At 63.0% G+C, this 26,712-nt stretch carries 23 protein-coding genes and 2 tRNA genes; 14 read left to right on the top strand and 11 right to left on the bottom strand.

Annotated elements, in window-relative coordinates; all coding sequences use genetic code 11:
* Nucleotides 1–3,121 precede the first annotated feature (3,121 nt).
* From AC50YM_RS05665 to rpmH, 8 genes are all read right to left on the bottom strand, one after another.
* Nucleotides 3,122–4,342, bottom strand: coding sequence for a ParB/RepB/Spo0J family partition protein (locus AC50YM_RS05665; protein WP_494955998.1), 1,221 nt, complete (start codon nt 4,340–4,342; stop codon nt 3,122–3,124).
* Nucleotides 4,343–4,410: 68 nt separating this feature from the next.
* Complete coding sequence (locus tag AC50YM_RS05670) at nt 4,411–5,478, bottom strand: ParA family protein (protein WP_494955999.1); 1,068 nt, start codon at nt 5,476–5,478, stop codon at nt 4,411–4,413.
* 54 nt (nt 5,479–5,532) lie between these two features.
* The gene (gene rsmG, locus AC50YM_RS05675; RefSeq protein ID WP_494956000.1) at nt 5,533–6,216 is read right to left on the bottom strand and encodes a 16S rRNA (guanine(527)-N(7))-methyltransferase RsmG; all 684 of its coding nucleotides are present in this window, start codon (nt 6,214–6,216) and stop codon (nt 5,533–5,535) included.
* Nucleotides 6,217–6,233: 17 nt separating this feature from the next.
* A complete protein-coding gene (locus AC50YM_RS05680; protein ID WP_494956001.1) occupies nt 6,234–6,854 on the bottom strand; it encodes a Jag family protein in 621 nt (206 codons plus the stop codon).
* Entirely contained in the window at nt 6,854–7,825 is a 972-nt protein-coding gene (yidC, locus tag AC50YM_RS05685; protein ID WP_494956002.1) for a membrane protein insertase YidC, read from the bottom strand. The genes AC50YM_RS05680 and yidC overlap by 1 nt, the downstream gene beginning before the upstream one ends.
* A 16-nt stretch (nt 7,826–7,841) precedes the next feature.
* Entirely contained in the window at nt 7,842–8,237 is a 396-nt protein-coding gene (yidD, locus tag AC50YM_RS05690; protein WP_494956003.1) for a membrane protein insertion efficiency factor YidD, read from the bottom strand.
* Complete coding sequence (rnpA, locus tag AC50YM_RS05695) at nt 8,230–8,640, bottom strand: ribonuclease P protein component (RefSeq protein ID WP_494956004.1); 411 nt, start codon at nt 8,638–8,640, stop codon at nt 8,230–8,232. The genes yidD and rnpA overlap by 8 nt, the downstream gene beginning before the upstream one ends.
* Nucleotides 8,641–8,681: 41 nt before the next feature.
* On the bottom strand, nt 8,682–8,819 hold the full coding sequence (rpmH, locus tag AC50YM_RS05700; protein WP_062008104.1) for a 50S ribosomal protein L34: 138 nt from the start codon (nt 8,817–8,819) through the stop codon (nt 8,682–8,684).
* A gap of 464 nt (nt 8,820–9,283) precedes the next feature.
* Here rpmH and dnaA point away from each other — a divergent pair, with 464 nt between their 5' ends.
* From dnaA to AC50YM_RS05755, 11 genes are all read left to right on the top strand, one after another.
* Complete coding sequence (gene dnaA, locus AC50YM_RS05705; protein WP_494956005.1) at nt 9,284–10,705, top strand: chromosomal replication initiator protein DnaA; 1,422 nt, start codon at nt 9,284–9,286, stop codon at nt 10,703–10,705.
* 519 nt (nt 10,706–11,224) lie between these two features.
* Nucleotides 11,225–12,349: a DNA polymerase III subunit beta gene (dnaN, locus tag AC50YM_RS05710; protein ID WP_494956006.1), complete on the top strand. Its 1,125-nt coding sequence runs from the start codon at nt 11,225–11,227 to the stop codon at nt 12,347–12,349.
* 70 nt (nt 12,350–12,419) lie between these two features.
* A complete protein-coding gene (gnd, locus tag AC50YM_RS05715) occupies nt 12,420–13,337 on the top strand; it encodes a phosphogluconate dehydrogenase (NAD(+)-dependent, decarboxylating) (protein WP_494956094.1) in 918 nt (305 codons plus the stop codon).
* Between the two features lie 26 nt (nt 13,338–13,363).
* On the top strand, nt 13,364–14,548 hold the full coding sequence (gene recF, locus AC50YM_RS05720) for a DNA replication/repair protein RecF (protein WP_494956007.1): 1,185 nt from the start codon (nt 13,364–13,366) through the stop codon (nt 14,546–14,548).
* Nucleotides 14,545–15,108, top strand: a complete 564-nt coding sequence (locus AC50YM_RS05725) for a DciA family protein (RefSeq protein WP_494956008.1) — start codon at nt 14,545–14,547, stop codon at nt 15,106–15,108. The genes recF and AC50YM_RS05725 overlap by 4 nt, the downstream gene beginning before the upstream one ends.
* Nucleotides 15,109–15,519: 411 nt before the next feature.
* Nucleotides 15,520–17,604, top strand: coding sequence for a DNA topoisomerase (ATP-hydrolyzing) subunit B (gene gyrB / locus AC50YM_RS05730; protein WP_494956009.1), 2,085 nt, complete (start codon nt 15,520–15,522; stop codon nt 17,602–17,604).
* A gap of 62 nt (nt 17,605–17,666) precedes the next feature.
* Entirely contained in the window at nt 17,667–20,414 is a 2,748-nt protein-coding gene (gyrA, locus tag AC50YM_RS05735; protein WP_494956010.1) for a DNA gyrase subunit A, read from the top strand.
* Nucleotides 20,411–21,046: a DUF3566 domain-containing protein gene (locus tag AC50YM_RS05740; protein ID WP_494956011.1), complete on the top strand. Its 636-nt coding sequence runs from the start codon at nt 20,411–20,413 to the stop codon at nt 21,044–21,046. Before gyrA ends, AC50YM_RS05740 begins: the two co-directional genes overlap by 4 nt.
* A 99-nt stretch (nt 21,047–21,145) precedes the next feature.
* Nucleotides 21,146–21,219, top strand: a tRNA-Ile gene (locus AC50YM_RS05745).
* A 70-nt stretch (nt 21,220–21,289) separates the two neighbouring features.
* A complete protein-coding gene (locus AC50YM_RS05750; protein WP_494956012.1) occupies nt 21,290–21,406 on the top strand; it encodes a DLW-39 family protein in 117 nt (38 codons plus the stop codon).
* A gap of 72 nt (nt 21,407–21,478) precedes the next feature.
* Nucleotides 21,479–21,554 (top strand) — tRNA-Ala (locus AC50YM_RS05755).
* Between the two features lie 104 nt (nt 21,555–21,658).
* Here the strand turns inward: AC50YM_RS05755 and AC50YM_RS05760 are convergent.
* Nucleotides 21,659–22,027, bottom strand: a complete 369-nt coding sequence (locus tag AC50YM_RS05760) for a cupin domain-containing protein (protein WP_494956013.1) — start codon at nt 22,025–22,027, stop codon at nt 21,659–21,661.
* A 113-nt stretch (nt 22,028–22,140) separates the two neighbouring features.
* On the opposite strand from AC50YM_RS05760, the gene AC50YM_RS05765 reads away from it, so the two are divergent.
* Nucleotides 22,141–23,055 carry a DMT family transporter gene (locus tag AC50YM_RS05765; protein ID WP_494956014.1) on the top strand — a complete coding sequence of 305 codons (915 nt, stop codon included), beginning with the start codon at nt 22,141–22,143 and terminating at the stop codon, nt 23,053–23,055.
* A gap of 24 nt (nt 23,056–23,079) precedes the next feature.
* Here AC50YM_RS05765 and AC50YM_RS05770 read toward each other — a convergent pair whose 3' ends face one another.
* Complete coding sequence (locus AC50YM_RS05770; protein ID WP_494956015.1) at nt 23,080–23,955, bottom strand: glycosyltransferase family 2 protein; 876 nt, start codon at nt 23,953–23,955, stop codon at nt 23,080–23,082.
* 168 nt (nt 23,956–24,123) lie between these two features.
* Nucleotides 24,124–25,116: a hypothetical protein gene (locus AC50YM_RS05775; protein ID WP_494956016.1), complete on the bottom strand. Its 993-nt coding sequence runs from the start codon at nt 25,114–25,116 to the stop codon at nt 24,124–24,126.
* Between the two features lie 156 nt (nt 25,117–25,272).
* Between AC50YM_RS05775 and AC50YM_RS05780 the strand changes: the two genes are divergently transcribed.
* The gene (locus AC50YM_RS05780) at nt 25,273–25,818 is read left to right on the top strand and encodes a peptidylprolyl isomerase (protein WP_494956017.1); all 546 of its coding nucleotides are present in this window, start codon (nt 25,273–25,275) and stop codon (nt 25,816–25,818) included.
* A 9-nt stretch (nt 25,819–25,827) separates the two neighbouring features.
* Entirely contained in the window at nt 25,828–26,709 is an 882-nt protein-coding gene (locus AC50YM_RS05785) for a rhomboid family intramembrane serine protease (protein WP_494956018.1), read from the top strand.
* The last annotated feature ends 3 nt before the right edge of the window (nt 26,710–26,712 follow it).

The following is a 26,712-nucleotide window of genomic DNA, read 5'->3' on the forward strand; positions in this document are numbered from 1 at the left end:
GGGGCGGCGAACGGCACACCCGAAGATCCACTTCGGCGCTGGGTGGACGATCCTGCCGGACCCTGCAAGGCTGACAATCGGGAGGAAGAGAATCGACGATGATCCAGATGTCACCGCCTATGCCGACAGACCGAGGGAGCAGCCGGCCCCCGCTGGGACCGTAGCTAACACCCCCCCCCCCCGCCGGACCGTCGCCAACACAAGGATGCCCGCTCATGAGGGCCCGGTCCTGTGTTCCGCCCGGGATGGCATGATGTTGCTTGCGAGACTGGATTGGCACGCGTCAGAGTTTCCCGATGAGAGGTACACACCTTTGGCCCATCCACAGCACTCCACACTAGAGACCGTGACGAGGGCTTCCACATCGACGATTGCTGATGAACCGGAAGGCCGGTAAGTACACGGGGGAGTAGTTGGCGCTTGCGCTTGCTCGGCTGCTGGGTGACACACGGAGCGTTTCCCACTCGGCAACCGTGCTGTTTCACCGGACCCGCAACGGACCCCACGAACATGCAGCCCATGGGTCCGGACCGCGGCAGGACACCAGGGCGCGGCGGCCGGTTCGGACTGGACCCTATCGCCACCACCCCCACACTGAAGGGGCCGACTGCCACGTCCACAATTCTTCCCGCACTCGGCCGCCTGTGGCGATATCCACAAAGTTCTCCACAGAACTTATTCACATGTTTATCCACAGAAGATGCGACAGTTCTCACGGGCTCCCGGTTTGACTTCAGTCCAAGGAGAACCGGCAACGCCGAGGGCTTTGGCCCAGTGGTCGGTCTAGGTCACCTTGATGTTGGGCTGCAGCACGAGGCGGCACGGTTGCGGTTCCCGAGTTGACAGCCCGCTATCGTGCGGAAATTAACCGGCAAAGGCGGATTTATGAAGCGCAGGGGAGTACAGATCGAGTCGGCGTTTCGGAGCGGACCATGTTTCACGTGAAACATAGGATTGCATTACGCGATTGCCTCGTGCGATCTCTCCGCCGGGCCAATATAGCCTCCAAGGTCAGGACCACGAAAGGGGTGACTCGCGCTCGGTAATCCACAAAGTTATCCACAGCGATATCCACCGAGCTATCCACCGCCCCAACACTTGAGTCCTCCCACGGCGGAGGCACAAATCGCTCGACTAGGGTGTTAGAGAAATTCTGGTTCGGCCGCTCCCACCAACCTACGGCGAAATTAACCTCGGCCGCGTCCGTCTTCTAAGGACAGCCACGCATGAGTACCCAGAGCCGGCCACCTTGAGGGGCGACGCTGACGGACTCCAAAACTAATGTGGGGACCGGCGGCCCGTCCAGGTGTACCCATCCGATGCCGGGGCCCGCCAAGCTCCAGCAGTTTCTGGCCGACCAGCCAAACACGTGGCGGTGCCGGAGATCCAGCCAACCCTGCATGGCCGGGCCAGCAACACTGTGGTCTTGCGGTGACGAAGGACCTGGTAGGTCCACGCTGTCCCGACCAGACGCGCCGCGTTGGTCCGCGGTCTTGTGCGGACGGCAAAGTCCCTGTTGATGACCCAGCATTCACCACCCCGGTTGTCCCCGTCGCCAGCTGGACGCGTCAGACGAGTGATGCTTCCGTCCTAATCAGGCGACCAAGGAAACCGCCCCAGGCAGCCGTAGTACACCCAGGATCTCGAGCCCCCGGCTTGTGGGGCCTCGGCATTCTCCAGGGTGTGTGCGCAAGCTAGGGGGTCAGGCCTTCCCTGTGACAGAACTGCCCGGGGACTGGAGGAGCCCATGCGGCCCGGGAAGGCCACCCATGTCGGCCCACGTGTCAGGGCCGTCGCTGTCCAGCTGATAGGCCATACCGGCACATCTACGGTCAGCTCAGCCGGTGTCCGTGACTCACGTACGGCGAGCCCCACCGGAATCTCTGGAGCGCCCACTGTCAGCGGCCCTGCAGACCGCCTGAAGCTCACCCACTGGTTGGCCGCTGGCGGATGAGGCATCCAATTCCGTCGTGCGGCGAAATCCGAATGGTGGGCCCCAATTGCCGACACCTCAGCGGACACCTTACGCACTGGACCACTCAACTCCGATCCGCCCGGACGTCGTAACCCTCTACCGGCGACCGTGCTTGCCCAATGGGGAGTCCTGCAAGCCCGACATCATCGGCAGGCCTATGGGAAACCGCCGGATGTGAACAACGCGTGGACAACAGAGAAGGCCGATCTGCGCCAGTGTCTTTCTGACCGACTCTCAGGCCTCTACAGCGGATTCTGCGCGCCCCTGTTGAGACTGATTGAGGACGGGAGCCGTGGATGACGAGAAGGCTCTCAGCGCGGCTCCCAATCCGCGTGGAGCCATCTGATTCCAGGGCTGGTCCGGCCGGAAAGGCTCGACACCTGCAGGTGATGTCCGAATCACTGTTGTCCCCGACCAGATGTTTCACGTGAAACAGGACCACTTTCCTGGCGCAGCGACCGCATCTCCAACTGTCTCAAGGCGAAGGGGGTGACTAGACCCTCAGGCACAGGGAGTCGATTCGGATACGCGACGAAACCTTTCCACACAGACAATCATTGGCAAGATGAAGTGTGGATTGCAGATGCCCGGCACTAGCAGGTACGCCGGCGCTCCTGACCTAGGCCAGGGCAGGAGTTCCTCGTCCGAAGGTTTGATGTTTCACGTGAAACGTAGTGGCGCGCCCCAGGCCCAGGCAGTTGACCTTGCGCTCCAGTGCCTATGAGCTCGGACGAGTAAAAAGGGATAAGCAGCAGAATCCCGCGCCTGTGAATCCGGGCACCCGACGAGGTGGCGGCTCCGCCCAGGACAGCGGGCAGCATTCCGTCAGTCCCAAGGGACTGTTGTCGGCCCAACGCGACGAATGTGCTGCTTTCATCACACGGTCCGCGTCTCATCCACTGCGATACAGGGCAGAAGCCCCGATCAGTGAGTCCCTACGGCGGGTGATCTGGCGGAACGGCGACTTCGACGCCGGAGGGGAGCCAGGCATAGGTCCCCGTCCGTCCCTAAGGCGGCCACGCTGTCCTGGAACATTCGATAGCGGCCCGAATGGAACAGTTCTCAGTCTCCGTCGATGCCCATTAACAGAAATAAGAAAGGGGCCCGTTTCACGTGAAACGGGCCCCTCAGAGACGAATTACTGGACTAGCCGGAGGCCCCGGGCGTGAGGACGTCCATAATTCGGTTGAGGTCTTCGACACTTGCGAACTCGATGCTGACCCGTCCCTTGCGTGCACCGAGCGATATCTTGACGTTGGTATCGAGCCGGTCAGAGAGCGAGGATGCGAGGTAATCAAGGCGCTCGTGTCGAGCGCCCGGGCGGGGAATGTTGTTCTTCGGCGTGGTCGCTGGATTCTGATACAGCGTTACGGCTTCTTCGGTTGCCCGAACCGACATCCCTTCGGCCACAATTTTCTGGGCCATGCGCTCCATGGCTGCGGCATCAGGAAGAGCAAGCAGCGCCCGTGCGTGGCCGGCAGAGATGACGCCGGCCGCAACGCGCCGCTGTACCAGCGGCGGGAGTTTGAGCAGCCGAAGCGTGTTCGACACCTGGGGACGTGAGCGACCGATCTTGTCTGCAAGCTGTTCGTGGGTGGTTCCGAAGTCCTCCAGCAATTGCTGGTAGGCGGCTGCCTCTTCGAGCGGGTTCAGCTGACTCCGGTGAAGGTTCTCCAGGAGGGCATCGCGAAGCAGGTCATCATCCGTAGTGTCACGGACTATTGCCGGGATGGTTTCCAGCCCTGCGGCCTGTACTGCCCGCCACCGTCGCTCGCCCATGACGAGCTCGTACGGTTCTCCACCTTCTTCGGTTGAAGTGCGCACAACAATTGGCTGCAGGACGCCGATTTCCCGAACCGAATGCACCAGCTCGGCCATGTCGTCCTCATCGAAGATCGACCGTGGCTGCTTTCGATTGGGGTGGATGTCGCTTACCGGGATTTCCGCAAAGCGGACACCCGGCACCTCCACGAGCTCCACTCCCGGATCGTTGTCTTCTCGAACAGTTAGATCCTGCTCTGCGGTCTGCTTGGGCGAACCCTGCTTCGTTGCTGCCGCCTGGTTCGCACCCTTGGCGGCAGCCGGCTGACGCGCAGCTGCCTTCTTGGCCGCGGCAGTCATCTTCGTTTCCGCAGCGGGGGAGGCCGTCGTCGGGAAAGCCGGCTGCGATGCCGCGGTCATTTCCGCGTCGGAATGCGGATCGGTCTCGTCCGGGACCGCGATCCCGGCGGAAGGCGCACGCTTTCGGGACTCAGGAAAAAACAAATCCACGGGACGGGACGGCGCTGAACCGTTGCCGGAAGGCGCGGCGGAACTTGGAATGAGTGCTCCAAGTCCACGGCCGAGGCCGCGTCGCTTATCGCTCATGGATAAATCCCTCCATTGGAAGAGCCGCGCATCACCGGACTCTAGCTAGTGCAATTCTTGAAAAGATTCTAACGTTCCGCGATTTCGGCTGCGGCTTCAAGGTAGGACAGGGCGCCGCTGGATGAGGGATCGTAGGTCATCACGGTCTGCTGGTAGCTGGGGGCTTCGGAAATACGAACCGAGCGGGGAACAACAGCGCCGAGGACCTGCTCGGGGAAGTGCTCGCGAACCTCGGCGGCCACCTGGGCAGCCAGGTTGGTACGGCCGTCGTACATCGTCAAGAGGATGGTGGAGACGACCAGATCGGCGTTCAGGTGTTTCTGGATCATTTCGATGTTCTTAAGCAATTGGCTCAGTCCCTCGAGCGCGTAGTACTCGCACTGGATCGGAATAAGCACCTCGTTGGCCGCGCAGAAGGCGTTGACAGTCAGTAATCCGAGGCTGGGCGGGCAGTCAATGAAGATGTAATCCAGCCGTTCCTCACCGTCCTTTGCCCGCTGCTTGGCGTACACATCTATGGCACGACGCAGGCGCTGCTCCCGGGCAACCAGGCTGACGAGTTCGATCTCCGCACCGGCCAGGTGGATGGTAGCCGGCGCGCAGATCAGATTCGCGATGTCCGGGCACGGCGCCACGACATCCTTCAACGGGAAGTCGTTGATGAGCACGTCGTAAATGCTGTCAACGTCCGCGTGGTGTTCGACTCCAAGGGCCGTGGAGGCGTTTCCCTGGGGATCGATATCGATGACCAGGACGTTCAGTCCCGCGGCGGCCAGGGCGGCCGCGATATTGACGGTGGTCGTCGTCTTGCCGACTCCGCCCTTTTGGTTCGAGACAGTGAAGATTCGAGTCTTCTCAGGCTTGGGAAGTTCGCGACCAAGGAGACGGTCGCGACGCTTGTTCTCACGGGCCAGTTCCCGGGCGATGGGGCTGGAGTCATCGATCGAGTCCAGGACGTTTGAGCTAGCATCCACTGATGTTTCACGTGAAACGTTCATCATTCCGATTTTCTTCGCAACCACAACCGGGTGTTTTGCAGGGCTATCGCGACCGACAGGAGGCACACTGAAGGCCCGTGCTGACCCCAAGGACACAAACGGGGGAATCCGCTGTGTGGAGGCTTCGCTACTGGTCACTGTGACACACTCACTCTCGTTCGGCTTCTAGCTGCCGGTTACTAGCCTAACCGCTTAGCCTTGGCGTCCGCGGGCACCGGGCTGATGCTTGGCAATCTTTTGAGGCTTATTCACAACAATCCGGACAACGGTCGTGGGTTCTTCGAGCAGCCCCTCACCCACCAGGACCACGGACGTCTGGGTGCCGCCCAGCTTCCGGATTGTCTTGGCGGCCTTCTCGACTTCTTCGCCGGCGCTGCGGCCCTTGATGGCCACAACTTCACCCTTGCCCGCCAGCAGCGGAATGGTCAGTCCGGCAAGATTCGACAGCGCCGACACGGCCCGCGCCGTGACGACGTCCGCGTCCACCATCCCAACGGCCAGCTCCGCCCGGGTGCGCATTATTGTGACATTTTCCAGGCCGAGGTCATCCACCACCTCCTGGAGCCAGATGACGCGGCGTTCGAGTGGTTCGATCAGAGTCAGCTCCAGATCGGGACGGGCAATCGCCAGGCACAGGCCTGGCAGGCCGGCGCCGCTGCCGACGTCGGCCACGTGGCTTCCCGCGGCGATTTGGCTCTCGATCACGGCGCAGTTGAGCACGTGCCTGCTCCACAGGCGGGGAACTTCACGGGGGCCGATCAGGCCGCGCTCCGTCCCGGACGTGGCCAGGTGCTCCACATAGCGTTTGGCCAGGTCCAGGCGGTCGCCAAAGATCGTCTGGGCTGCCTGCAGTTCGGCGGCGGTTATCTCAACCATCAAGCTGTCCGCGGCCTTCAGTCTGCGGACACGACGATATGGCGGTCAGCGCCTTCGCCTTCGGACTCGCTGATGAGACCAAGGTCAGCAACGGCGTCGTGCACAATTTTCCGTTCGTACGCGCTCATCGGCGCCAGCGCCACCGCTTCACCGGACTGCTTGACGGTGTCGACAGCATCTTCGGCGAGTTTCTGCAGCTCGCCGGCACGCTCTGAACGGTAGCCATTAATATCCAACACCAGCCGGGAGCGGTTTTCGGTGGCGGAGAGCACCGCGAGGCGGGTCAGTTCCTGGAGCGCTTCGAGGACTTCGCCGTCCTTCCCCACCAGGTTTTCGAGTCCGGCCGCTTCTTCCTCAGCGACGATCGAAATGTAGGTGCGGCCGTTGCGGACTTCAATGTCAATGTCGCCGTCGATGTCGGCGATGTCCAGCAGTTCTTCGAGGTAGTCCGCTGCGACGTCCCCCTCTTCCTCGAGGCGGCTGGCAGAGGTGCCCTTGTCCTCGTCCTCGGCGCCGTCCGCACCTGCGTCGGCGCCCTGTTCAGTGCCCGCCTCGGCGTCCTGGACTGCGCTCAGGGCCTCGTCCTGCTCGTCGATGGCTTCAGCGGCAATAGCCTGTTCGGTGCTCTCGGCGGACATTACTTCCTCTTCCTGTTCTTACGTTGTGGCTGGACCCGCTGGCTCCTGGCCACCAGAGCGGCAGCGGCTGCAGCTTCGGCTGCTTCGGCCTCGGCCTTCTTGGCGCCCGTCAGGGGCAGGGCCGGCAGGCCCTTGGCGGCACGGCGCTCGGCCAGGGCCTTGGCGGCGGGGGAACCCGGCGTCGGCATGCGGCGGATCACGAAGAACTGCTGTGCCATGGTCCAGAGGTTGGTGGTGGTCCAGTAGATCAGGACGCCGATGGGGAAGTTGATGCCGCCCACGCCGAAGACGATCGGCAGGACGTAGAGCATCATCTTCTGCTGCTTCATGAACGGGCTGGCCATGGCCTCTTCGGACATGTTCTTGGCCATGATCTGCTTCTGCGTGATGAACTGCGAGGCCGTCATGGCCAGGATCATCAGGATGGAGAGGACAACGACCGACACGTTGGTGGCTCCGCCATGCAACAGGGCGGCAGACAGAGGAGCGCCGAAGATGCTCGACTCATCAAACTGCACCACCTGCTCCTGGCTCATGGCTCCGATGCCCTTGCCCTGCGTCTTGGCTGAACTGATGCCGGAAAGAACCTGGAACAGCGCGAAGAAGAACGGCATCTGGATCAGCATGGGCAGGCAGGCAGAGAACGGGTTGGTGCCGTGCTTCTTGTACATGCCCATCTGTTCCTGCGCCATGGCCTGGCGGGAGAGCTGGTCGGTCTTGCCCTTGTACTTGTCCTGGAGCTTCTTCAGATCCGGCTGCAACAACTGCATGCCACGCTGCGCCTTGATCTGTTTGACGAACACGGGGATCAGGGCGGCACGGATCACCAGCACCAGCCCGATGATGGACAGAGTCCACGTCCACCCGGACGCCTCGGGCAGTCCGATGGCGCTCAGGCCCTCATGGAACCCCACCATAATGACGGACACAAGCCACTTGAACGGAAACATGATTGTTTCAAAGAAGTCCATACGATATCCCTATTCGTCAGGCCGCGGAGCGGCCTTCTCCATCAGTCTGAGCAGCCAGGTACTTGTCCGGGTTATTCAGGACAACAATTGTGGGGGTGCGGTCTGCGGGCCACTCGCATTTACCGGCGGGGACGTGGTCCACACCGCCGGCATTCCAGGGATGGCAGCGCATCAGGCGTCTGACCGCCAGCCAGCTCCCTTTCACCGCGCCGTGAACGGTGACCGCCTCGAGGGCATAGGCAGAGCAGCTGGGAAAGAATCGGCAAACCTGGCCGTACAGCGGGGAGATCACCTTGCGGTACGCCAGAAGCAACAGAATGAGGATATTGCGGGGCAGGTTCCAGATTGCCCGGCCCAGCCATTCTGCCGCGGATTTTGCAGGAGGGACGACGGCGGCAGTTGAGTTACGCACGCGGGGTCCCTTCCTGTGTTGTTCCGTTAGAAACTGAAGAAGCAGCCTTCGGAAGGCGGCTGCCCAGTCGTTTCATGTTGCTTTCCAAGGCGGCGTCATAGTCCGTGCGCAGCTGGTCCCAGCCGGCACCGGCCGCGGCGGGCAGGGCCCGGACCACGATCGCGAACCCGCTGCCGTATTTCTGCAACGACATGGCGCCGACTTCTCTCAGTCTCCTCTTAACGAGGTTCCTGACAACTGCGTTCCCGACACCCTTGGAAACGATGAATCCGATCCGGCTTGGTTCATCGGCAGCGAGGGCTGCCGTATATAACACTACGTTCCGGCGTCCATTGCGGACACCGGAACGTACGGTTGTTGAAAAATCGGTTGGTGTCCTCAGACGGTTGCGGGTGGCCAGCACCTTTACACTCGCACAGGGATGTGGACCGACGAGTCAGTTATTTAGGCCGACAGCTCGATGCGACCCTTGCCACGACGGGCTGCCAGGATGGCACGGCCGGCACGGGTACGCATACGAAGGCGGAAGCCGTGCTTCTTGGCTCGACGGCGGTTATTCGGCTGAAAAGTCCGCTTGCTCACGTTAGTTACTCCAGTGGGATCAAAGGTGCGCCCACCCGATCAAGGGGAAGAACTGGTCGACGCGAAGTTTTGTATGTGCCGCTTTCCCTCGACTCGCACAACGCGGAACGTCGGGAGAGATTCAAATGAGGCAAAAAGCGTACACATGGGACTTCACAACATTAGAGGTTGCTGCCCTCCCGGGTCAAACCGGGGACCGCGGCGCAGAGTTTCCACAGGTGTGGCTAAGTGCCGCTCCTGCCTGTGGATGAAGTGCGTCACGGACCCCCATTTCGAACTACAACGGTGTGATTATCCACAGGACAGAACCCAGCTATCTTCTGGCGTTTTGATCCCCTACAGTGGCTCAGTAGCCCATTATCCACGGACTGTGCATAACCCTGTGGATTATCCGGGGTCCAGTGCACTGGAACGACCCGCGGGGCTGCAGGTAATGCAGGCAAGCAAGTTTGAGGAACTGATTGATGACAGTAGACGAAGCCAACCAAGCCAACACTGTCGGAAGTTCCTGGCGGCGGGTCGTGAGCCTGCTGGAGAATGACCACCGTGTTTCACCCCGGCAGCGCGGCTTCGTCATCCTCGCCCAGGCGCAGGGCCTGATCGGGTCCACCCTGCTGGTGGCGGTGCCGAATGAGCTCACCCGCGAAGTGCTGCAGACGCAGGTGAAGGAAGCCCTCGACGACGCCCTGCGCAACGTCTTCTCCGACGAAATCCGCTGCGCGATCGACGTCGACACCGATCTCGTGCCGCTCTACACGGAACCGGAACCCGCCGTCGAGCTGTCCCTCTCGGCCGATCCCTCGGTCGAACTGAAACCGCAGCCGATGCTGCCCAGCACGTCCCACGAATTTGGCCGCCTCAATCCGAAGTATGTCTTCGACACCTTCGTGATCGGTTCCTCGAACCGCTTCGCCCATGCCGCCGCCGTCGCGGTGGCTGAAGCCCCGGCCAAGGCCTACAACCCGCTCTTCATTTACGGCGATTCCGGACTGGGCAAAACCCACCTGCTCCACGCAATCGGCCATTACGCCCGCCGGCTCTACAGCGGGATCCGGGTCCGCTATGTGAACTCCGAGGAATTCACCAACGACTTCATCAACTCCATCCGCGATGACGAAGGTACCAGCTTCAAGACCACCTACCGCAACGTTGACGTCCTCCTGATCGATGACATCCAGTTCCTGGCCGGCAAGGACCGGACGCTGGAGGAGTTCTTCCACACGTTCAATGCGCTGCACAACAACAACAAACAGGTGGTCATCACCTCCGATCAGCCGCCCAAGCTGCTCGCCGGTTTTGAGGACCGGATGAAGTCCCGGTTCGAGTGGGGCCTGCTGACTGACATCCAGCCGCCCGAACTGGAAACCCGGATCGCGATTCTCCGGAAGAAGGCTCTCAGCGAGGGTCTGTCCGCCCCCGATGATGCCCTGGAGTACATCGCCTCGAAGATCTCCAGCAACATCCGGGAACTGGAGGGGGCCCTGATCCGCGTTACCGCCTTTGCCAGCCTTAACCGCCAGCCGGTCGACGTTGCCCTGGCCGAGATGGTTCTCAAGGACCTCATCACCGATGACGGCGCCCAGGAAATCACTTCCGCGCAGATCCTCACCCAGACGGCCGACTACTTCAAGCTCAGCATGGAAGAGCTCTGCAGCAAGTCCCGGACCCGGACCCTGGTGACCGCCCGTCAGATCGCGATGTACCTGTGCCGCGAACTGACGGACATGTCCCTACCCAAGATCGGGCAGGAGCTCGGCGGCCGCGACCACACCACCGTCATTCACGCTGACCGCAAGATCCGCGAGCTGATGGCCGAACGCCGGGTCATCTACAACCAGGTGACCGAACTGACCAACCGGATCAAGCAGCAACAGCGCAATTCCTGAACTGTCCAGGACCGGACTCTTACCTTATTAACAGGCACCTGTGGACAAGCCTGTGGATACTTAAGGGGACAACCGCGGTTAATGGGCTTAAAACCCTTAAGGCGCCTGTGGATCAGCGCTGGGGACAAAAATGTTATCCCCATCCACACCCTGTTTAAAACCTGCTCCGCCCACAATCTATGAACAGGGCTTAACCGCGGAACCGCACCGCCAAACAGGGTTATCCACAGTATCCACAGCAGTTATTAACACTACTAATCCCTAGAAAATGAAATTCCCTCAAATAACAACTTCCTTCCGGACCCCCACACCCGCCCCGGACCGTTCCGGACCGCGGCCGGGAACGACTCCCACCGGCCCGGTCCGAACCACACTGATGTAACCCGGGGATGGGAGAATCACACTTCTTGCGGCTAAGCTGACTGCAGTGTGTCCGACTGGACATCTTCTGTAATTCCCTGCCGGGCCGGTGGCCCGGCCACCAGCGATGTCAGCAGCAATGAAAGGCGGCACCCTTCCGTGAAGTTCAGAGTCGAACGGGACGTCCTGGCAGAAGCCGTGACCTGGACCGCCCGGTCGTTGTCTCCGCGGCCGCCAGTACCCGTACTTTCCGGCCTGCTCCTCAAGGCGGAAGCCGGTACCGTCAGCCTCTCGAGCTTCGACTACGAGACCTCCGCCCGGCTCGAAATCCCCGCTGACATCACCACCGAAGGCACGATTCTGGTGTCCGGACGGCTGCTTGCCGACATCTGCCGCAGCCTGCCGTCCGCTCCCGTCGAGATCGAAACCGACGGCCACAAGGTCACCCTGAGCTGCCGGCGAAGCAGCTTCCACCTGGCCACGATGCCGGAAGCGGAGTACCCGCCGCTGCCGGCGCTGCCCACGATCAGCGGAACCGTCCCCGGCGATGCCTTCGCCCTGGCCGTCTCGCAGGTGATCATCGCTGCCAGCAAGGACGACACCCTGCCGATCCTCACCGGTGTCCGGATGGAGATCGAGGACGACCTGATCACACTGCTGGCAACCGACCGCTACCGTCTGGCGATGCGTGAAGTCCCGTGGAAGCCGGTCACTCCCGGTATTTCCACCAGCGCGCTGGTCAAGGCCAAGACATTGAACGAAGTGGCAAAAACCCTTGGCGGCAGCGGCGACATCAACATTGCCCTCGCCGACGACGACAGCCGCCTCATCGGATTCGAAAGCGGCGGCCGCACCACAACATCGCTGCTGGTGGATGGCGACTACCCCAAGATCCGCTCACTCTTTCCGGAGTCCACGCCGATCCACGCGACCGTGCAGACCTCGGAACTCGTTGAGGCGGTGCGCCGCGTCTCGCTCGTCGCCGAACGCAACACCCCCGTTCGGCTCGCCTTCACCCAGGGCCAGCTGCACCTCGACGCCGGCACCGGCGAAGATGCCCAGGCCTCGGAAGAGCTCGAGGCGCAGCTCACCGGCGAGGACATCACCGTGGCCTTCAACCCGCACTACCTGATCGAGGGTCTGAGCGTTATTGAGTCCAAGTTTGTGCGCTTCTCCTTCACCAGTGCGCCCAAGCCGGCCATGATCACGGCCCAGAACGACGCCGACGGCGAGGACCAGGGCGACTACCGTTACCTGGTCATGCCGGTCCGGCTGCCCAACTAGCTGACAGTTACGGCCGTTGTACGGGACCAAAACGGTCGCACCTGGCAGTCAGTTGGGCTGATGCCATCACCTGAAGCACCCATCGCAGAAGAGAGTTCATACCGTGCACATCGGACTGATCGGCCTTGGCAAAATGGGTTTCAACATGCGCGAACGGCTGCGCAAGGCTGGAATCGAAGTCACCGGTTATGACCGGAACCCGGACATCACCGACGTCGCCAGCATGGACGAACTCATCGCCGCCCTGCCCGCACCGCGCCTGCTCTGGGTAATGGTCCCCTCCGGTGAGATCACCGACGCCGTGATCTCCGAACTCGGCGACAAACTCGACGCCGGCGACCTTGTGATCGACGGCGGCAACTCCCGTTACACCGAGGACCAGAAACATGGTGCCGTGCTGGCGGAAAAGGACATCCGTTTCGCAGACTGCGGTGTGTCCGGCGGAGTCTGGGGCCTGCAGAACGGCTACGGTCTGATGGCCGGCGGGGACGCCGACGATATTGAACGTGCGATGCCGGTGTTCGATGTGTTGCGTCCCGAGGGTGAACGTGCGGACAGCTTTGTCCACGTCGGCGGGATCGGCGCGGGCCACTACGCCAAGATGGTTCACAACGGCATCGAATACGGACTCATGCAGGCCTACGCCGAAGGCTATGAACTCCTGGCCGCCAAGGACATCGTCACGGACCTTCCCGGCACTTTCCGGGCCTGGCAGAAAGGAACCGTCGTGCGGTCCTGGCTGCTGGACCTCATGGTCAAGGCCCTCGACGAGGATCCCGGCCTGGCTTCCATCGACGACTATGTCGAGGACTCCGGTGAAGGACGCTGGACCGTGGAAGAGGCAATCGCCAATGCCGTTCCCGCCCCGGCCATCACGGCGGCACTTTTTGCCCGCTTCTCCTCCCGCGAGGACAACTCGCCGGCGATGAGGATGGTCTCCGCCCTGCGCCACCAGTTCGGCGGACATGCGACCCGCCCGTCCAAATAGCCCTGCCCTGAAATCCTGAACCCCGCGTGTACCTCCAACAACTTTCACTCACGGATTTCCGCAGCTACGCCCAGGTGGACCTAAGCTTCGAGCCAGGCATCACAGTGCTGGTCGGTTCCAATGGCATCGGAAAAACCAATCTGATGGAAGCTATCGGATACCTGGCCACCCTCAGCTCCCACCGGGTCAGTTCGGATGCCCCGCTGCTCCGGTTCGGCACCGAACAGGCGTTGATCCGCGCGAAACTGGTCCGCGGCGAGCAGTCCACCGTACTGGAACTGGAAATCAACGGCTCCCGCGCCAACCGGGCCCGGATCAACCGCAGCAATCCGCTTCGGGCCCGGGACATTCTGGGCATCTGCCAAACCGTTCTGTTCGCCCCGGAGGATCTGGCCTTGGTCAAAGGTGATCCGTCCAGCCGGCGCCGCTTCCTGGATGAGCTCCTGGTGAGCCTCATCCCGCGGCACGCAGCCACCCGCAGCGACTATGATCGGGTGCTGAAACAGCGCAACGCTTTGTTGAAATCCGCGCGCGCCGGAAAATTCACGAGCGGCCATGAGGCAACCCTGGATGTCTGGGACCAGCACATGGCCCGGGCCGGTGCCGAACTGCTGCACGCCCGGCTGGAACTGTTGGAACGGCTCCGCCCCCACCTGAGAAACGCCTACGCGCAACTCACTGATGGGTCCAAGGACGCGGGAGCCATCTACCGCTCCACGCTGCAGGGTGTTGTGGATGACGACGGCGGCTCGGAAACCACCGGGCCGGCCGAGGACCTGCGCCTGCTGTCCGTCGACGAACTTACCGAGCGCTACGTGCGGGCGTTCGCATCGTCACGGCGCAGGGAACTCGAACGTGGGATTTCCCTGGTGGGGCCGCACCGCGACGAGCTCGAGCTGGTCCTGGGCACCGCCCCCGCCAAAGGCTACGCCTCGCACGGTGAAACCTGGTCCATGTGCCTGTCCCTGCGGTTGGCTTCGTACTACGTCATGCTCGATGACGCCCGTACCGGCGGATCCGCCCCCATCCTGATCCTGGACGATGTTTTTGCCGAACTTGATGTCCAGCGGCGGCGTAAACTTGCGGCAATAGTAACCAGCGCCGAGCAGGTGCTCGTGACCGCCGCCGTCGAGGACGATATCCCTGCGGAACTGGCCGGGCGCCGGGTGAAGGTGGTCCCGGGAGGAATCGATGAGCGGGCAGACCGATGAATAAGGATACCGACGGCGGCCTGCAGCCGGGCCGCGATCCGGACGACATCGACGCTGCCCAGTCAGCTTTGAACAGGATGCGCGACGCGGCCGCCTCGCGTGGTGAAATCCGGCGCAAGGCCCCGCCGCGGCCCGGCAGTACCCCGCAAAAAACGGGCCGTCGTTCCGGTGCCACCCGAGGCTTCGGACAATTCCACGGGGCAGGCCGGGATCCAATGGGGCTGGGCAAGGTTGTGGGGCGGCTCGTCGCGGAGCGCGGCTGGAGTTCGCCCGTTGCGGTCGGCTCGGTGATGGCCGAGTGGGCAACACTCGTCGGTCCGGAGATTTCCGCCCACTGCACGCCGGAAAGTTTCACTGACACCACCCTTCATGTCCGCTGTGACTCCACCGCCTGGGCCACGCAGCTACGGCTGCTAAGCCTCAGCCTGCTGGAGAAATTCCGCACTGAACTCGGCGACGGCGTCGTGACCAAGATCCAGGTGCTCGGACCCGCGGCCCCCAACTGGCGGAAGGGCAGCCGTACCGTCAACGGCCGCGGTCCGAGGGACACCTACGGGTAGCTCCCGCACCTCCCCGCCCACTGGATCTGAAGCAGTCCTTGCAAAACTCTTGAAAAATGCATAAACGGCGTGTAGGCCGCTCGGGCGCCCCGGAGTCGTATAGGAACCCCATCCCCGCACTCCTCGGGCCTTGCAGGCGGAGCCGGTGGCCTCCCAGCGGCACATTCCTTCCCGTTTGACCCCCTGGAATGCGGGTTCCGGCCCTATAACACGCTAGAATCGTGGTAGATAACTGGGCGCCGGTGAAACGTTGACTGAGTCCGTTTCCGACGCGATATCCACGTGCGGTAAACGGATCTTCTGGCCAGCGGTCCATCCGGCGCGACCAGTGACGTGCCCGCGGGCAGTAGCTGTTTCCTCCGGGAAGAGCAACGGCCGGCCATTATTGAAAAAGAGGAGTCGAAAGCGCCTGTGGCTAACGACAATGCAGTGATCCCGGCAGTGGAACCAGCATCGGGCGAGGCGGCGGACACCCCATCGGGGACCACAACCACCCACGGCTACGGCGCCAGCGACATCACGGTGCTCGAAGGCCTCGAAGCAGTCCGGAAACGTCCCGGCATGTACATCGGTTCCACGGGACCGCGCGGTTTGCACCACCTGGTCTATGAAGTCGTGGACAACTCGGTCGACGAGGCCCTGGCCGGATACTGCACCCACATCGAAATCGTTTTGCAGGCCGACGGCGGGGTCAAAGTGGTCGACGACGGCCGCGGAATCCCGGTCGACATGCACCCGACGGAGCACAAACCCACCGTTGAAGTTGTGATGACCATACTCCACGCCGGCGGCAAATTCGGCGGCGGCGGCTATGCCGTCTCCGGCGGCCTGCACGGCGTGGGCATCTCCGTGGTCAACGCACTGTCTAGCCGCGTTAACACCGAAATCCGCCGGCAGGGCCACGTCTGGAAAATGTCCTTCGTTGACGGCGGCAAGCCACAAGGTGGCCTGATCCAGGGTGAAGCGACGTCCGAAACCGGCACCACCCAGACGTTCTACCCGGATGCCAGCATCTTCGAATCCACGCATTTCGATTTCGAAACGCTCCGCGCCCGCTTCCAGCAGATGGCCTTCCTTAACAAGGGGCTGCGCATCACGCTGACGGATGAGCGCCGCGCTGCGGAGGAACCCTCAGAGGACGAGGACCTGGACCTCGACGTGGTCCCCACTGACGGTGAAGTCGCGGCCGAATTCCACACCGTGGTGTACCAGTACAACGATGGCTTGCTGGACTACGTGAAGCACCTGAACTCCGGCAAGAAGGTCGAGGTAGTCCACGAGGACGTCATCGCCTTCGAAACCGAGGACACCGAACGGCACATCGCCTTGGAAATGGCGATGCAGTGGACCAACGCGTATTCCGAAAGCGTCCACACCTACGCCAACACGATCAACACCCACGAAGGCGGCACCCACGAAGAGGGCTTCCGCGCCGCGATGACCTCACTTATTAACCGCTATGCGCGCGAGAAGAGCATCATCAAGGAAAAGGATGACAACCTGACCGGCGACGACATCCGCGAAGGACTGACCGCCGTCATTTCGGTCAAGCTGGCCGAACCGCAGTTCGAAGGCCAGACCAAAACCAAGCTCGGAAACTCCGAGGTCAAGGGTTTTGTGCAGCGCGTTGTCACCGACGGACTTGGCGACTGGCTGGAACGGAACCCCGGGCCGGCCCGCGATGTCATCCGCAAGGCCATCTCCGCGGCCCAGGCCCGGATGGCGGCGCGCAAGGCCCGCGACAACGCGCGCCGCAAGAGCCCGCTGGAATCCTTTGGGATGCCCGGCAAACTCTCCGACTGCTCCTCGAAGAACCCGGAGAAGTGCGAGGTCTACATCGTGGAGGGCGACTCCGCCGGCGGTTCCGCCAAGCGCGGCCGCAACCCGGAGACCCAGGCCATCCTTCCGCTGCGCGGCAAGATCCTGAACGTGGAGCGCGCCCGGCTGGACAAGGCCCTGGGCAACACCGAAGTGCAGTCCATGATCACCGCCTTCGGCACCGGCATTGGCGAGGACTTTGACCTGAGCAAGCTCCGCTATCACAAGATCGTCCTGATGGCCGATGCCGACGTCGACGGCCAGCACATCACCACGCTGCTGATGACCCTGCTGTTCCGCTACATGAGGCCGCTGATCGAGAACGGCTATGTCTATCTCGCACAGCCGCCGCTCTACCGGATCAAGTGGTCCAACGCCCCGCACGACTACGTCTACAGCGACCGGGAACGGGACGCGCGGCTGCTTTCCGGCCAGGCCGCCGGCCGCCGCATCCCCAAGGACAACGGCATCCAGCGCTACAAGGGCCTGGGCGAAATGGACTACACCGAGCTGTGGGACACCACCATGGACCCCGACCACCGCACCCTGCTGCAGGTCACCATGGACGACGCGCTGGCCGCGGACCAGACCTTCTCCACCCTGATGGGCGAAGACGTCGAATCCCGCCGAAACTTCATTCAGCAGAACGCCAAGGACGTTCGGTTCCTCGATATCTAGCGGTTTTCTTGAGCCCTGAATATTCCTGGACTGATATATACCTGAAACGGAAAATATAGACTATGAGTGACGAAACTCCTGATGTTCCGGCCGGACCGGCCGATGCTGAGTCCGTCGTTGAGGGCCTGGTCCTCGACACCGATGTGCTGACCGACCGCGTCGAACAGGTGGACCTGCAGACGGAAATGCAGCGTTCCTACCTCGACTATGCGATGGCCGTGATTGTGGGCCGTGCCCTCCCGGACGTCCGCGACGGACTCAAGCCGGTCCACCGCCGGGTCCTGTACGCGATGTTCGACGGCGGCTACCGCCCGGAGCGGTCCTTCAACAAGTGTGCCCGTGTGGTCGGCGAAGTCATGGGCCAGTACCACCCGCACGGCGACACCGCGATCTACGATGCGCTGGTCCGGCTGATCCAGGACTGGACCATGCGGTATCCGCTGGCGCTGGGACAGGGCAACTTCGGTTCTCCCGGCAACGACGGCGCTGCAGCGCCGCGGTACACCGAAACGAAGATGGCCCCGCTGGCCATGGAGATGGTCCGCGACATCGACGAGGAAACCGTCGATTTCCAGGACAACTACGACGGCAAGAACCAGGAACCCACCATCCTGCCGGCGCGTTTCCCGAACCTCCTGGTCAACGGCTCCTCGGGTATCGCCGTCGGCATGGCCACCAACATTCCGCCGCACAACCTCCGCGAGGTCGCCGACGGCGTCCAGTGGTACCTGGCCAACCCGACCGTGAGCCGCGAAGAGCTGCTCGAAGAGCTGATCGTCCGCATCAAGGGACCCGATTTTCCGACCGGCGCCACCATCCTGGGGCACAAGGGGATCGAGGACGCCTACCGCACTGGGCGTGGCTCGATCACCATGCGCGCTGTGGTCAATGTGGAGGAACTCCAGGGACGCACCTGCCTGGTGGTCACCGAGCTGCCCTACCAGGCCAACCCGGATAACCTGGCGATCAAAATTGCCGAGCTCGTCAAGGACGGGAAGGTCTCGGGCATCGCCGACCTGCGCGACGAAACCTCGGGACGCACCGGCCAGCGCCTCGTTATCGTGCTCAAGCGCGACGCCGTCGCCAAGGTTGTGCTGAACAACCTCTACAAGCACACCCAGCTGCAGGACAACTTCGCGGCCAACATGCTCGCGATCGTCGACGGGGTGCCCCGCACCCTGAGCCTGGACGCCTTCATCCGGCACTGGGTCACGCACCAGATGGACGTCATCGCCCGCCGGACCCGCTATCGCCTCCGCAAGGCCGAAGAAGAGGCACACATCCTGCGCGCCCTCCTCAAGGCGCTCGACGCGCTCGATGAAGTCATCGCGCTGATCCGGGCATCGAACACCACCGACGCAGCCCGCGACGGACTGATGCAGCTCCTGGACATCGACGACCTTCAGGCCCGGGCCATCCTGGACATGCAGCTGCGCCGGCTCGCAGCGCTGGAACGTCAAAAGATCCAGGACAAGCATGCCGAACTCGAAGCCATGATCACCGAGTTCAACTCGATCCTGGCCTCCGAGGTGCGCCAGCGCGAGATCATCAGCACCGAGCTGGCCGAAATCGTGGACAAGCACGGCGATGACCGCCGCACCAAGGTCCTGCTGGGCTTCGATGGCGACATGTCGATGGAGGACCTGATTCCTGAAGAGGAAATGGTCGTCACGATTACCCGCGGCGGCTACGTCAAGCGCACCCGCAGCGACAACTACCGGTCGCAGCAGCGCGGCGGCAAGGGCATCAAGGGTGCGCAGCTGCGCGGCGACGACGTCGTCGAGCACTTCTTCGTGACCACGACCCACCACTGGCTGCTGTTCTTCACGAACCTTGGCCGGGTATACCGGGCCAAGGCGTACGAACTCGTGGAGGCCGGGCGCGACGCCAAGGGACAGCACGTGGCGAACCTGCTCGCATTCCAGCCGGACGAACACATCGCCCAGGTGCTGGACCTGAGGGATTACCAGCAGTCGCCGTATCTGGTCCTGGCCACCAAACGCGGCCTCGTGAAGAAGACCCGGCTGGAGGACTACGACACCAACCGTTCCGCGGGCGTCATCGCGATCAACCTGCGCGACGGCGACGAGCTGGTCTCGGCCCAGCTGGTCTCCGAGACGGATGACCTGATGCTCGTCTCCCGGATGGGACAGTCGATCCGCTTCACCGCCACGGATGAGGCCCTGCGTCCGATGGGCCGGGCCACGTCCGGTGTTACCGGAATGAAATTCCGTGAAGACGACGAGCTGCTGGCGGCCGACGTCGTCACGGACGGTTCGTTCGTATTTGTCGTGACCGAGGGTGGCTACGCCAAGCGCACCGCCGTTGAGGAATACCGCCTGCAGGGCCGTGGCGGCCTGGGTATCAAGGTGGGCAAGTACCAGGAGGAGCGCGGCCACCTCGTGGGCGCCCTGATCGTCCAGGAAGAAGATGAGGTCCTGGTGGTCATGGAAGGCGGCAAGGTCGTCCGTTCCTCCGTGACCGGGGTGCCCGCCAAGGGCCGCGACACCATGGGGGTCATCTTCGCCAAGCCGGACAAGAATGACCGCATCATCGAGGTGGCGCGCAACAGCGAACGCGGACTGGAAACGGACGACTCGGCCGAAGGCGAAGGTACCGGCGAGGGGATCGCCGAAGTTACCGGCGAGGCTGTCGAAAGTCAGGCATCCGCGCCGGATGACGTAACGTTGGCTGAAGATACCGGATCACATGAGGGGTCCGCAGCGGAAGAATCAGCACCGGCCCCGGAGTCAGATGAGTCATCAGGCAATGCCGAGCTGGACGAAGACAATACCGGAGGTAACGAGTGAGTAATTCCGACTCATATCCCAAGTCGAACAGCGGCGTTCCCGGCGGCGTGCGGCAGCCCACCGCCGCCCCGCGGGTAGGTGCGCCATCGCGCCCCGAGCAGCGTCCCGGGGTACCGGGGAGCGTCAACGGCGCGGATCAGCGGCCTCCCGCTCCCGGCCAGCGTCCCGCACAGGGACGCCCCGTGACACCGGGCCAGCGGCCGGTGGCACCGGCCCAGCGCCAGGGCCAGGGAACGGCCGGGCTGATCAAGCCGGCACCCAAGGCCAAAGTCCGCCGAGCCCGCCTGCTGGTGAGCAAGGTTGACCCCTGGTCGGTACTGAAGATGGCCTTCCTGCTTTCCGTGGCTCTGGGCATCGTGACCGTCGTGGCCGCAATCGTGCTCTGGACGGTCCTGGACCTGACCGGGATTTTTGATCAGGTTGATGGCCTGTTGGGAACCCTGGCCGGCTCAGAGGGTGGTGGCTTCGAATTGAAGAAGGTTGCCTCGCTCGGTCAGGTGGCATCGTTCGCCACCATCATCGCCGTCATCAACGTCGTGCTGCTGACGGCGCTCTCGATGCTCTCGGCGGTGCTGTACAACATCTCAGCCACCCTCGTGGGCGGCATCGGTGTCACCCTTACGGACGACTAAAAACCCGCAGTTTTTCCGGATTATCTCCGGGGAAATGCCTCGATTTGAGATCGGGTCGGGATGTGCTGTACAGTCATATCTCGGCCCGATGAGGCATCGGGGCGTATAGCTCAGGCGGTTAGAGCGCTTCGCTGATAACGAAGAGGTCCCAGGTTCAAGTCCTGGTACGCCCACGGAATCTGTACGGATTCAAGTGGAGGTTTGGTAGATATTCGTTTATCGCTGAACCAGAACGGGGTGCATGTGAAGAAGTTGCTGGTTATTGCAGCCACAATCGCAGGCGTCCTGCTCTACAAGAAAGTGCAGGAATCCGAGGCCCGGAAAACGGTCTGGAGCGAATCGACCGACACGGTTGACTAGCCAGGATGTCCCCGGATCGGGAGCCGGAAACGGCTCATCGAACTAGGGTATGATTGTCGGGTTGCTTCTTATGGGGGCATGGCGCAATTGGTAGCGCACCTGCTTTGCAAGCAGGGGGTTCGGGGTTCGAGTCCCCGTGCCTCCACCATAAGACAGGCCCCGGACGGCGGAAACGCGGTCCGGGGCCTTTTGCATGCCCGGGTACTTCAGGCTCGCCCGGGAGCTCCCAGGCCCGGGAGTAGACGCCCGGCATCACTCCTTGGGCTTGGCGTAGTCGTCCATGCCCTGCCAGTCGATATAGACGTAGGGCTCGTCGCCGACAACCCAGGCATCGTGACCCGGCGGGATGATACCGAAGTCACCGGGGCCGAACTCGTTCTCCTCGCCGTCGTCCATCACGACCTTGAGATGGCCCGAAACCGTGTAGCCCTTGTGGGCAACCATGCAGCTGTCCGTCTGGGCGATCGGTTTGACGTGCTGGGACCACTTCCAGCCAGGCAGGAACGTCACCCGTGACACGGCACCGGCGTCGAGATTAACGAGTTCCACCTGGCCCATCCCGTCTTTGACGGGTCGGGTTTCCTCAGGATGGTCCAGGCTCTTGCGGATGGTTGAAGCCATGATGGTCTCCTTTGTGGATGATGGTGAGACCGGATTTAAGACTGGCACCGCCGCTGGGGACGGTCAAGACTGCGCGTGCGACGGCTCCCCGCCCGCCCCACTAGTGTGGGACCGTGAACTTCTTCCTTGCCGCCTTGGGCGTTCTTGGTGTGGCCTCCTCCGGGCCCCTCATTGCCGCAACACTGGGGGCCACCTCGGTCAGTGCCCTGGCGATCGCCTTTTGGCGCAACGCGATCGGGGCGGTCGTCATGGCCGGGCCCGTTCTGGTGCGGAACCCGCGGCAGTTCGGCCGGGTCACCGGCGTGGAATTCCGCTGGTCGCTGGCTGCGGCTGTCGCCCTGGCGCTGCACTTCGCCTGCTTTATCACCTCCCTCCAGCTGACCTCGGTTGCGGCGGCCACCGCGCTGGTCTGCCTGCAGTCCGGCTGGATCGCCATCTTCCAGCTCTTCCGGGGCGTCCGGCACCGCTGGCCGGTCCTGGCAGGCCTCGGGCTCGCCTTCGGCGGCGTGGTGGTGATCACCGGTTTCGACATGGGCAGTTCCCCGGAAGCACTGCTGGGCGACCTCCTGGCGGTTGCAGGTGGGGCCCTCGCGGGCGTTTATACCCTGGCAGGCGGAAAGGCGCGCCAGACCATGGGGACGGGCACCTACACCACCCTCTGTTACGGGATGTGCGCGGCCATCGTCGCGGTGCTGGCACTGGTCTCCCAGCAGCCCCTGGCCGGATTCGAAGCTGCGGGCTGGCTGGGCATCCTGGCGATTACGGTGTGCGCGCAGCTGATCGGGCACACGGCCTTCAACCACCTGCTCGCCACGATGAGTCCGCTGCTGGTATCGATGATTATTCTGCTGGAGATCCCCGGTGCCGCGCTGCTCGCTGCGGCATTCCTCTCCGAGATCCTGCCGGCGGGCACCTATGCCGGCCTGGCGCTGATCCTGGTGGGGCTCGCCGTCGTCGTCCTGGGGCAGCGCAGCTCCCGTTCCGTGCGGCGCCGTGCGGCGACGCTGGCCGAGCTGGGCACCGACTGACTTTCGAACTCGGGCGCCAGAGTACTATTGGCCGCCGCGGCGGACGGGCTGGGCCGTGTTGACCGTGTGGATCGCGCGGAGCAGCTTCGCCGGGAAGTACACCGAGAAGAACACGACCATGGGGGCCTTCAGCGCCATTTTCTTGACGTTGTGCGCTTTGTACGTTCGGTCGAAGCGCGTCACGTAGTAGCGGTAGTCCCGGGGAGAATCTTCCAGCCGGCGGGCGGACATCCCGGAGACCATCTGCGGCCAGTACTGGATCCGGAGCTCGTGGTCGGCCAAATGCAGGGACAAATCGATGTCCTCGTGCATCTCGTCCTTTTCGTCCCGGCACGTCTCGGTCCGGATGATTTCCCAGGCTGAGCGGCGAAGGGCCATGTTGGAGCCAAAGAGGAAGTGGTACTGGTGCTTGGCGAGCTTGAGCATCAGTTGGCGCATCTTGTCGTCGGCCTTGAGACCGAAGCGCCGCATCGGCATGTCGTAGTAGACCACCGGACCGGTCGCGGCGTGTACGGCCTTGTCTCGGAAGGCCTTCTGCACCTGTTCGACCCAGTCGGGCTCAAGCACGGAATCAGCATCGATCCGGCCCAGGATGTCACCCGTGGCGTGGTCGAGGCCGAAGTTCCGGGTGGGAATCAGGCCCTGGTCCACGTCCTGGCGGAGCAGGATGATGGGGCTCTCGGGATATTCCATTTGCATCTGCCGGACGATATCGGAGGTGCGGTCCTTCGACATGTTGTCCACCACGATGATCTCGTGGGCCGGGACAGACTGGTACACGGCAGCAATGAGGCACTGCCGGATGACGCTTTCCTCGTTGTAGGCCGGGATGACAATGGACACAGCCGGGGTCTGCACGGCTTCGTGTAAGGCATCCTCAGCGGATTTTTCGGGTGACATCCCCTCAAATTTAGCATCAACGGCGTTTCTCCGGCCCGGTGCCGGGCAGCGCCCCGGCTACGAACTGGTAAACATCGTGCGTGCAAAATCGTGCTTGCAAAAAAGAAGGGACCCCGCAAAAGCGGAATCCCTCCCTCAATGCTGCCCGCGGGCAGGCAACTGGCTGTCTTAGATGCCGGTGTTCTTGTCCGTGCCGTTGTTGCGGCTGGCGGCGATGTTCCGGACCGCAGTTTTCGCGTCGGTGGCAACCTTGGCGGACGTGTCCTGGATGTCCTCGACAGCGTCCGTCGCTGCGTGCTTGGCGGTGTCCGCGGTATCGGCTGCAGACTCGGCGACCTCGGCCGAAGCGTCCGCTGCGCTGTCCGCGGCTGCCACCGTCGCTGCGCCGGCCGTGTCAGCGGTGCCCTTGACGGATTCCTCAACGGAATCCTTGACTTCGTTGACGGTCGTGGCCGGCACGGGGGCCGGGGTCACCGGAGCCGGCGTTTTCCACGGATCCTCGACCGGCTGGGAAGCCTTCCAGGCGGCCACACCGGCAGCCACGGCCGCGGCAATGACCCCAAAGACCAGCCATCCGCGGTGCTTGGGCTTCTCCGGCTTGCCCAGTTCGACGCCGACGGCCTTACCGGCCTGGTTAGCAGCACCCTTCAGGCGTCCCCCGGCCGTCTTTGCCTGCTCCTGGACGGTATGGATAATTCCCACGTCGCCCAGCTTCTGCGCAACCGCATCCACATGGGCCGGCGCGCCTTCCAGCGTCCGGTGCACAGCGTCGGAGGCGTGGCCGATCTGGTCCGAGAGCCTCGGCAGGTATTCAACGACGACCCGGTCGCGTGCGTTCGCGATGACCGGCGTCGCCTTGTCCAGGGCACCATGCAGGCGCGGCGCGGCACCCTCAACGGCGTCGTGGATCTTGGGCGCGAGGTGCGCCAACCCGTCCTGGATGCGCGGCGTTACGGTCGCAACACCGTCGGCGAGATTGTAGGCCGCCGACTTGAGACCTTCCTGGATCTTGGGAGAAGCAGTATCCAGGCCCTGCTGGATGCGCGGAACAGCCCAGTTGACTGCCGCTTCAACCCGCGGGGTGGCCCATTCCATGGCGTTTTCTACTCCGGTGCTGACTGACTGCTCCAGCTCACGGGCAATTCGATCCGATTTCTTCACAACTACCTCCCGATTAATGTGGCGGTTCTGGTGTTAGCCTACGTGTCCCAGACCTCACCTGCTATTCACCGGGCCCGATTTTGGGCGGATTTCACCCAGCGCGGAACTGGCGGACCGGCCCTGTCTGCAGCGCGCCGTCATGGAAGAATAGGGCGTATGACTGCCATCGCAACTGCAAAAGCAACCATCCACACGAGCCTGGGCGACATCGTCGTCAACCTCTTCGGCAACCACGCCCCCAAGACCGTCGAGAACTTCGTCGGGCTGGCCACCGGCGAGAAGGCCTGGACCCACCCGGAATCCGGCGAGGACAAGACGGGGACACCGCTGTACGACGGCACCATCTTCCACCGGATCATCAAGGACTTCATGATCCAGGCCGGGGATCCGTTGGGCCGCGGCGTTGGCGGACCGGGCTACAAGTTCGACGATGAAATCCACCCCGAACTGACCTTCAACGAGCCGTACAAGCTGGCCATGGCGAACGCCGGCATTCAGATGGGCCGCGGCACCAACGGCTCGCAGTTCTTCATCACCACCATTCCCACCGGCTGGCTGCAGGGCAAGCACAGCATCTTCGGCGAGGTGGCGGATGAGGACTCCAAGAAGGTTGTTGACGCCATCGAGGGTGTCCGCACCGGCATGGGCGACCGCCCGGTCGAGGACGTCACCATCAACAGCATTGACGTAGAAAAGCTCTAAGCCCAACGCATGAGCTACGGAATTCCGGCGGCAGAGCCGTCCGCGCAGATCCCGGTGTGCCCCCGGCACCCGGACCGGCCCGCCTATGTGCGCTGCCAGCGCTGCGGGCGCCCTGCGTGCCCCGACTGCCAGCGGGCGGCCGCCGTCGGATTCCAGTGCGTTGACTGTGTGAACGAAACCAAACGCACGACGCCGGACGTCAAGACCGTCTACGGCGGTGCCGTGGCCCCCGGCAAGCCCATGGTCACCTACGGAATCATCGTTGTCTGCGCAGTGCTCTACGTGCTGCAGTGGCTGATTCCCAATGACGGGATCTACCAGAACCTGGCATTCGCCACCGTGTACGCCACTCCGGAGTACGGCGTGTTCGAACCGTGGCGGATGTTGACCTCAGCCTTCCTTCATTCACAGGGCTTCATTCTGCACATTGTCCTGAATATGTACACGCTGTGGATCTTCGGTCAGGCGCTGGAACCGTTGCTGGGCCGCATCCGGTTCCTGGCCGTCTACCTGATCTCCGCCCTCGGCGGTTCCGTCGGCTACCTCCTGTTGACCCCCGGCTACCTTCCCGGTCAGCAGCTGAGCGGTGTGGTCGGTGCCTCCGGCGCCATCTTCGGGCTGTTTGGCGCCATGCTTGTGGTCCAGCGCCACCGCCGCGGGGACACCAGGCAACTCTGGGTCCTGATCGCCATCAACGCTGTCATCGGGTTCATGGTCCCCCAGATCGCCTGGCAGGCCCACCTCGGCGGGCTGATCACCGGTGCCCTGTGCGCTGCCGTCATCGCGTACACGCCCCGGGGCCCGCGGCAGGGCCTGCTCCAAGCGGGCGGACTCGTGGCCGTGCTCGCCCTCCTGGCCGCCGCCACCGCCTTCAGTGCGGTCATGGCCTAGAAC

The organism is Pseudarthrobacter sp. RHLT1-30-1, from assembly GCF_059383415.1.

Excerpts from the sequence above, each read along its gene's own strand:
- AC50YM_RS05665 (WP_494955998.1), bottom strand. The coding sequence starts at position 4,342 with ATGAGCGATAAGCGACGCGGCCTCGGCCGTGGACTTGGAGCACTCATT.
- rsmG (WP_494956000.1), bottom strand. The coding sequence starts at position 6,216 with ATGGTTGAGATAACCGCCGCCGAACTGCAGGCAGCCCAGACGATCTTT.
- AC50YM_RS05680 (WP_494956001.1), bottom strand. The coding sequence starts at position 6,854 with ATGTCCGCCGAGAGCACCGAACAGGCTATTGCCGCTGAAGCCATCGAC.
- yidC (WP_494956002.1), bottom strand. The coding sequence starts at position 7,825 with ATGGACTTCTTTGAAACAATCATGTTTCCGTTCAAGTGGCTTGTGTCC.
- dnaA (WP_494956005.1), top strand. The coding sequence starts at position 9,284 with ATGACAGTAGACGAAGCCAACCAAGCCAACACTGTCGGAAGTTCCTGG.
- AC50YM_RS05725 (WP_494956008.1), top strand. The coding sequence starts at position 14,545 with ATGAATAAGGATACCGACGGCGGCCTGCAGCCGGGCCGCGATCCGGAC.
- gyrA (WP_494956010.1), top strand. The coding sequence starts at position 17,667 with ATGAGTGACGAAACTCCTGATGTTCCGGCCGGACCGGCCGATGCTGAG.
- AC50YM_RS05760 (WP_494956013.1), bottom strand. The coding sequence starts at position 22,027 with ATGGCTTCAACCATCCGCAAGAGCCTGGACCATCCTGAGGAAACCCGA.
- AC50YM_RS05770 (WP_494956015.1), bottom strand. The coding sequence starts at position 23,955 with ATGTCACCCGAAAAATCCGCTGAGGATGCCTTACACGAAGCCGTGCAG.
- AC50YM_RS05780 (WP_494956017.1), top strand. The coding sequence starts at position 25,273 with ATGACTGCCATCGCAACTGCAAAAGCAACCATCCACACGAGCCTGGGC.
- AC50YM_RS05785 (WP_494956018.1), top strand. The coding sequence starts at position 25,828 with ATGAGCTACGGAATTCCGGCGGCAGAGCCGTCCGCGCAGATCCCGGTG.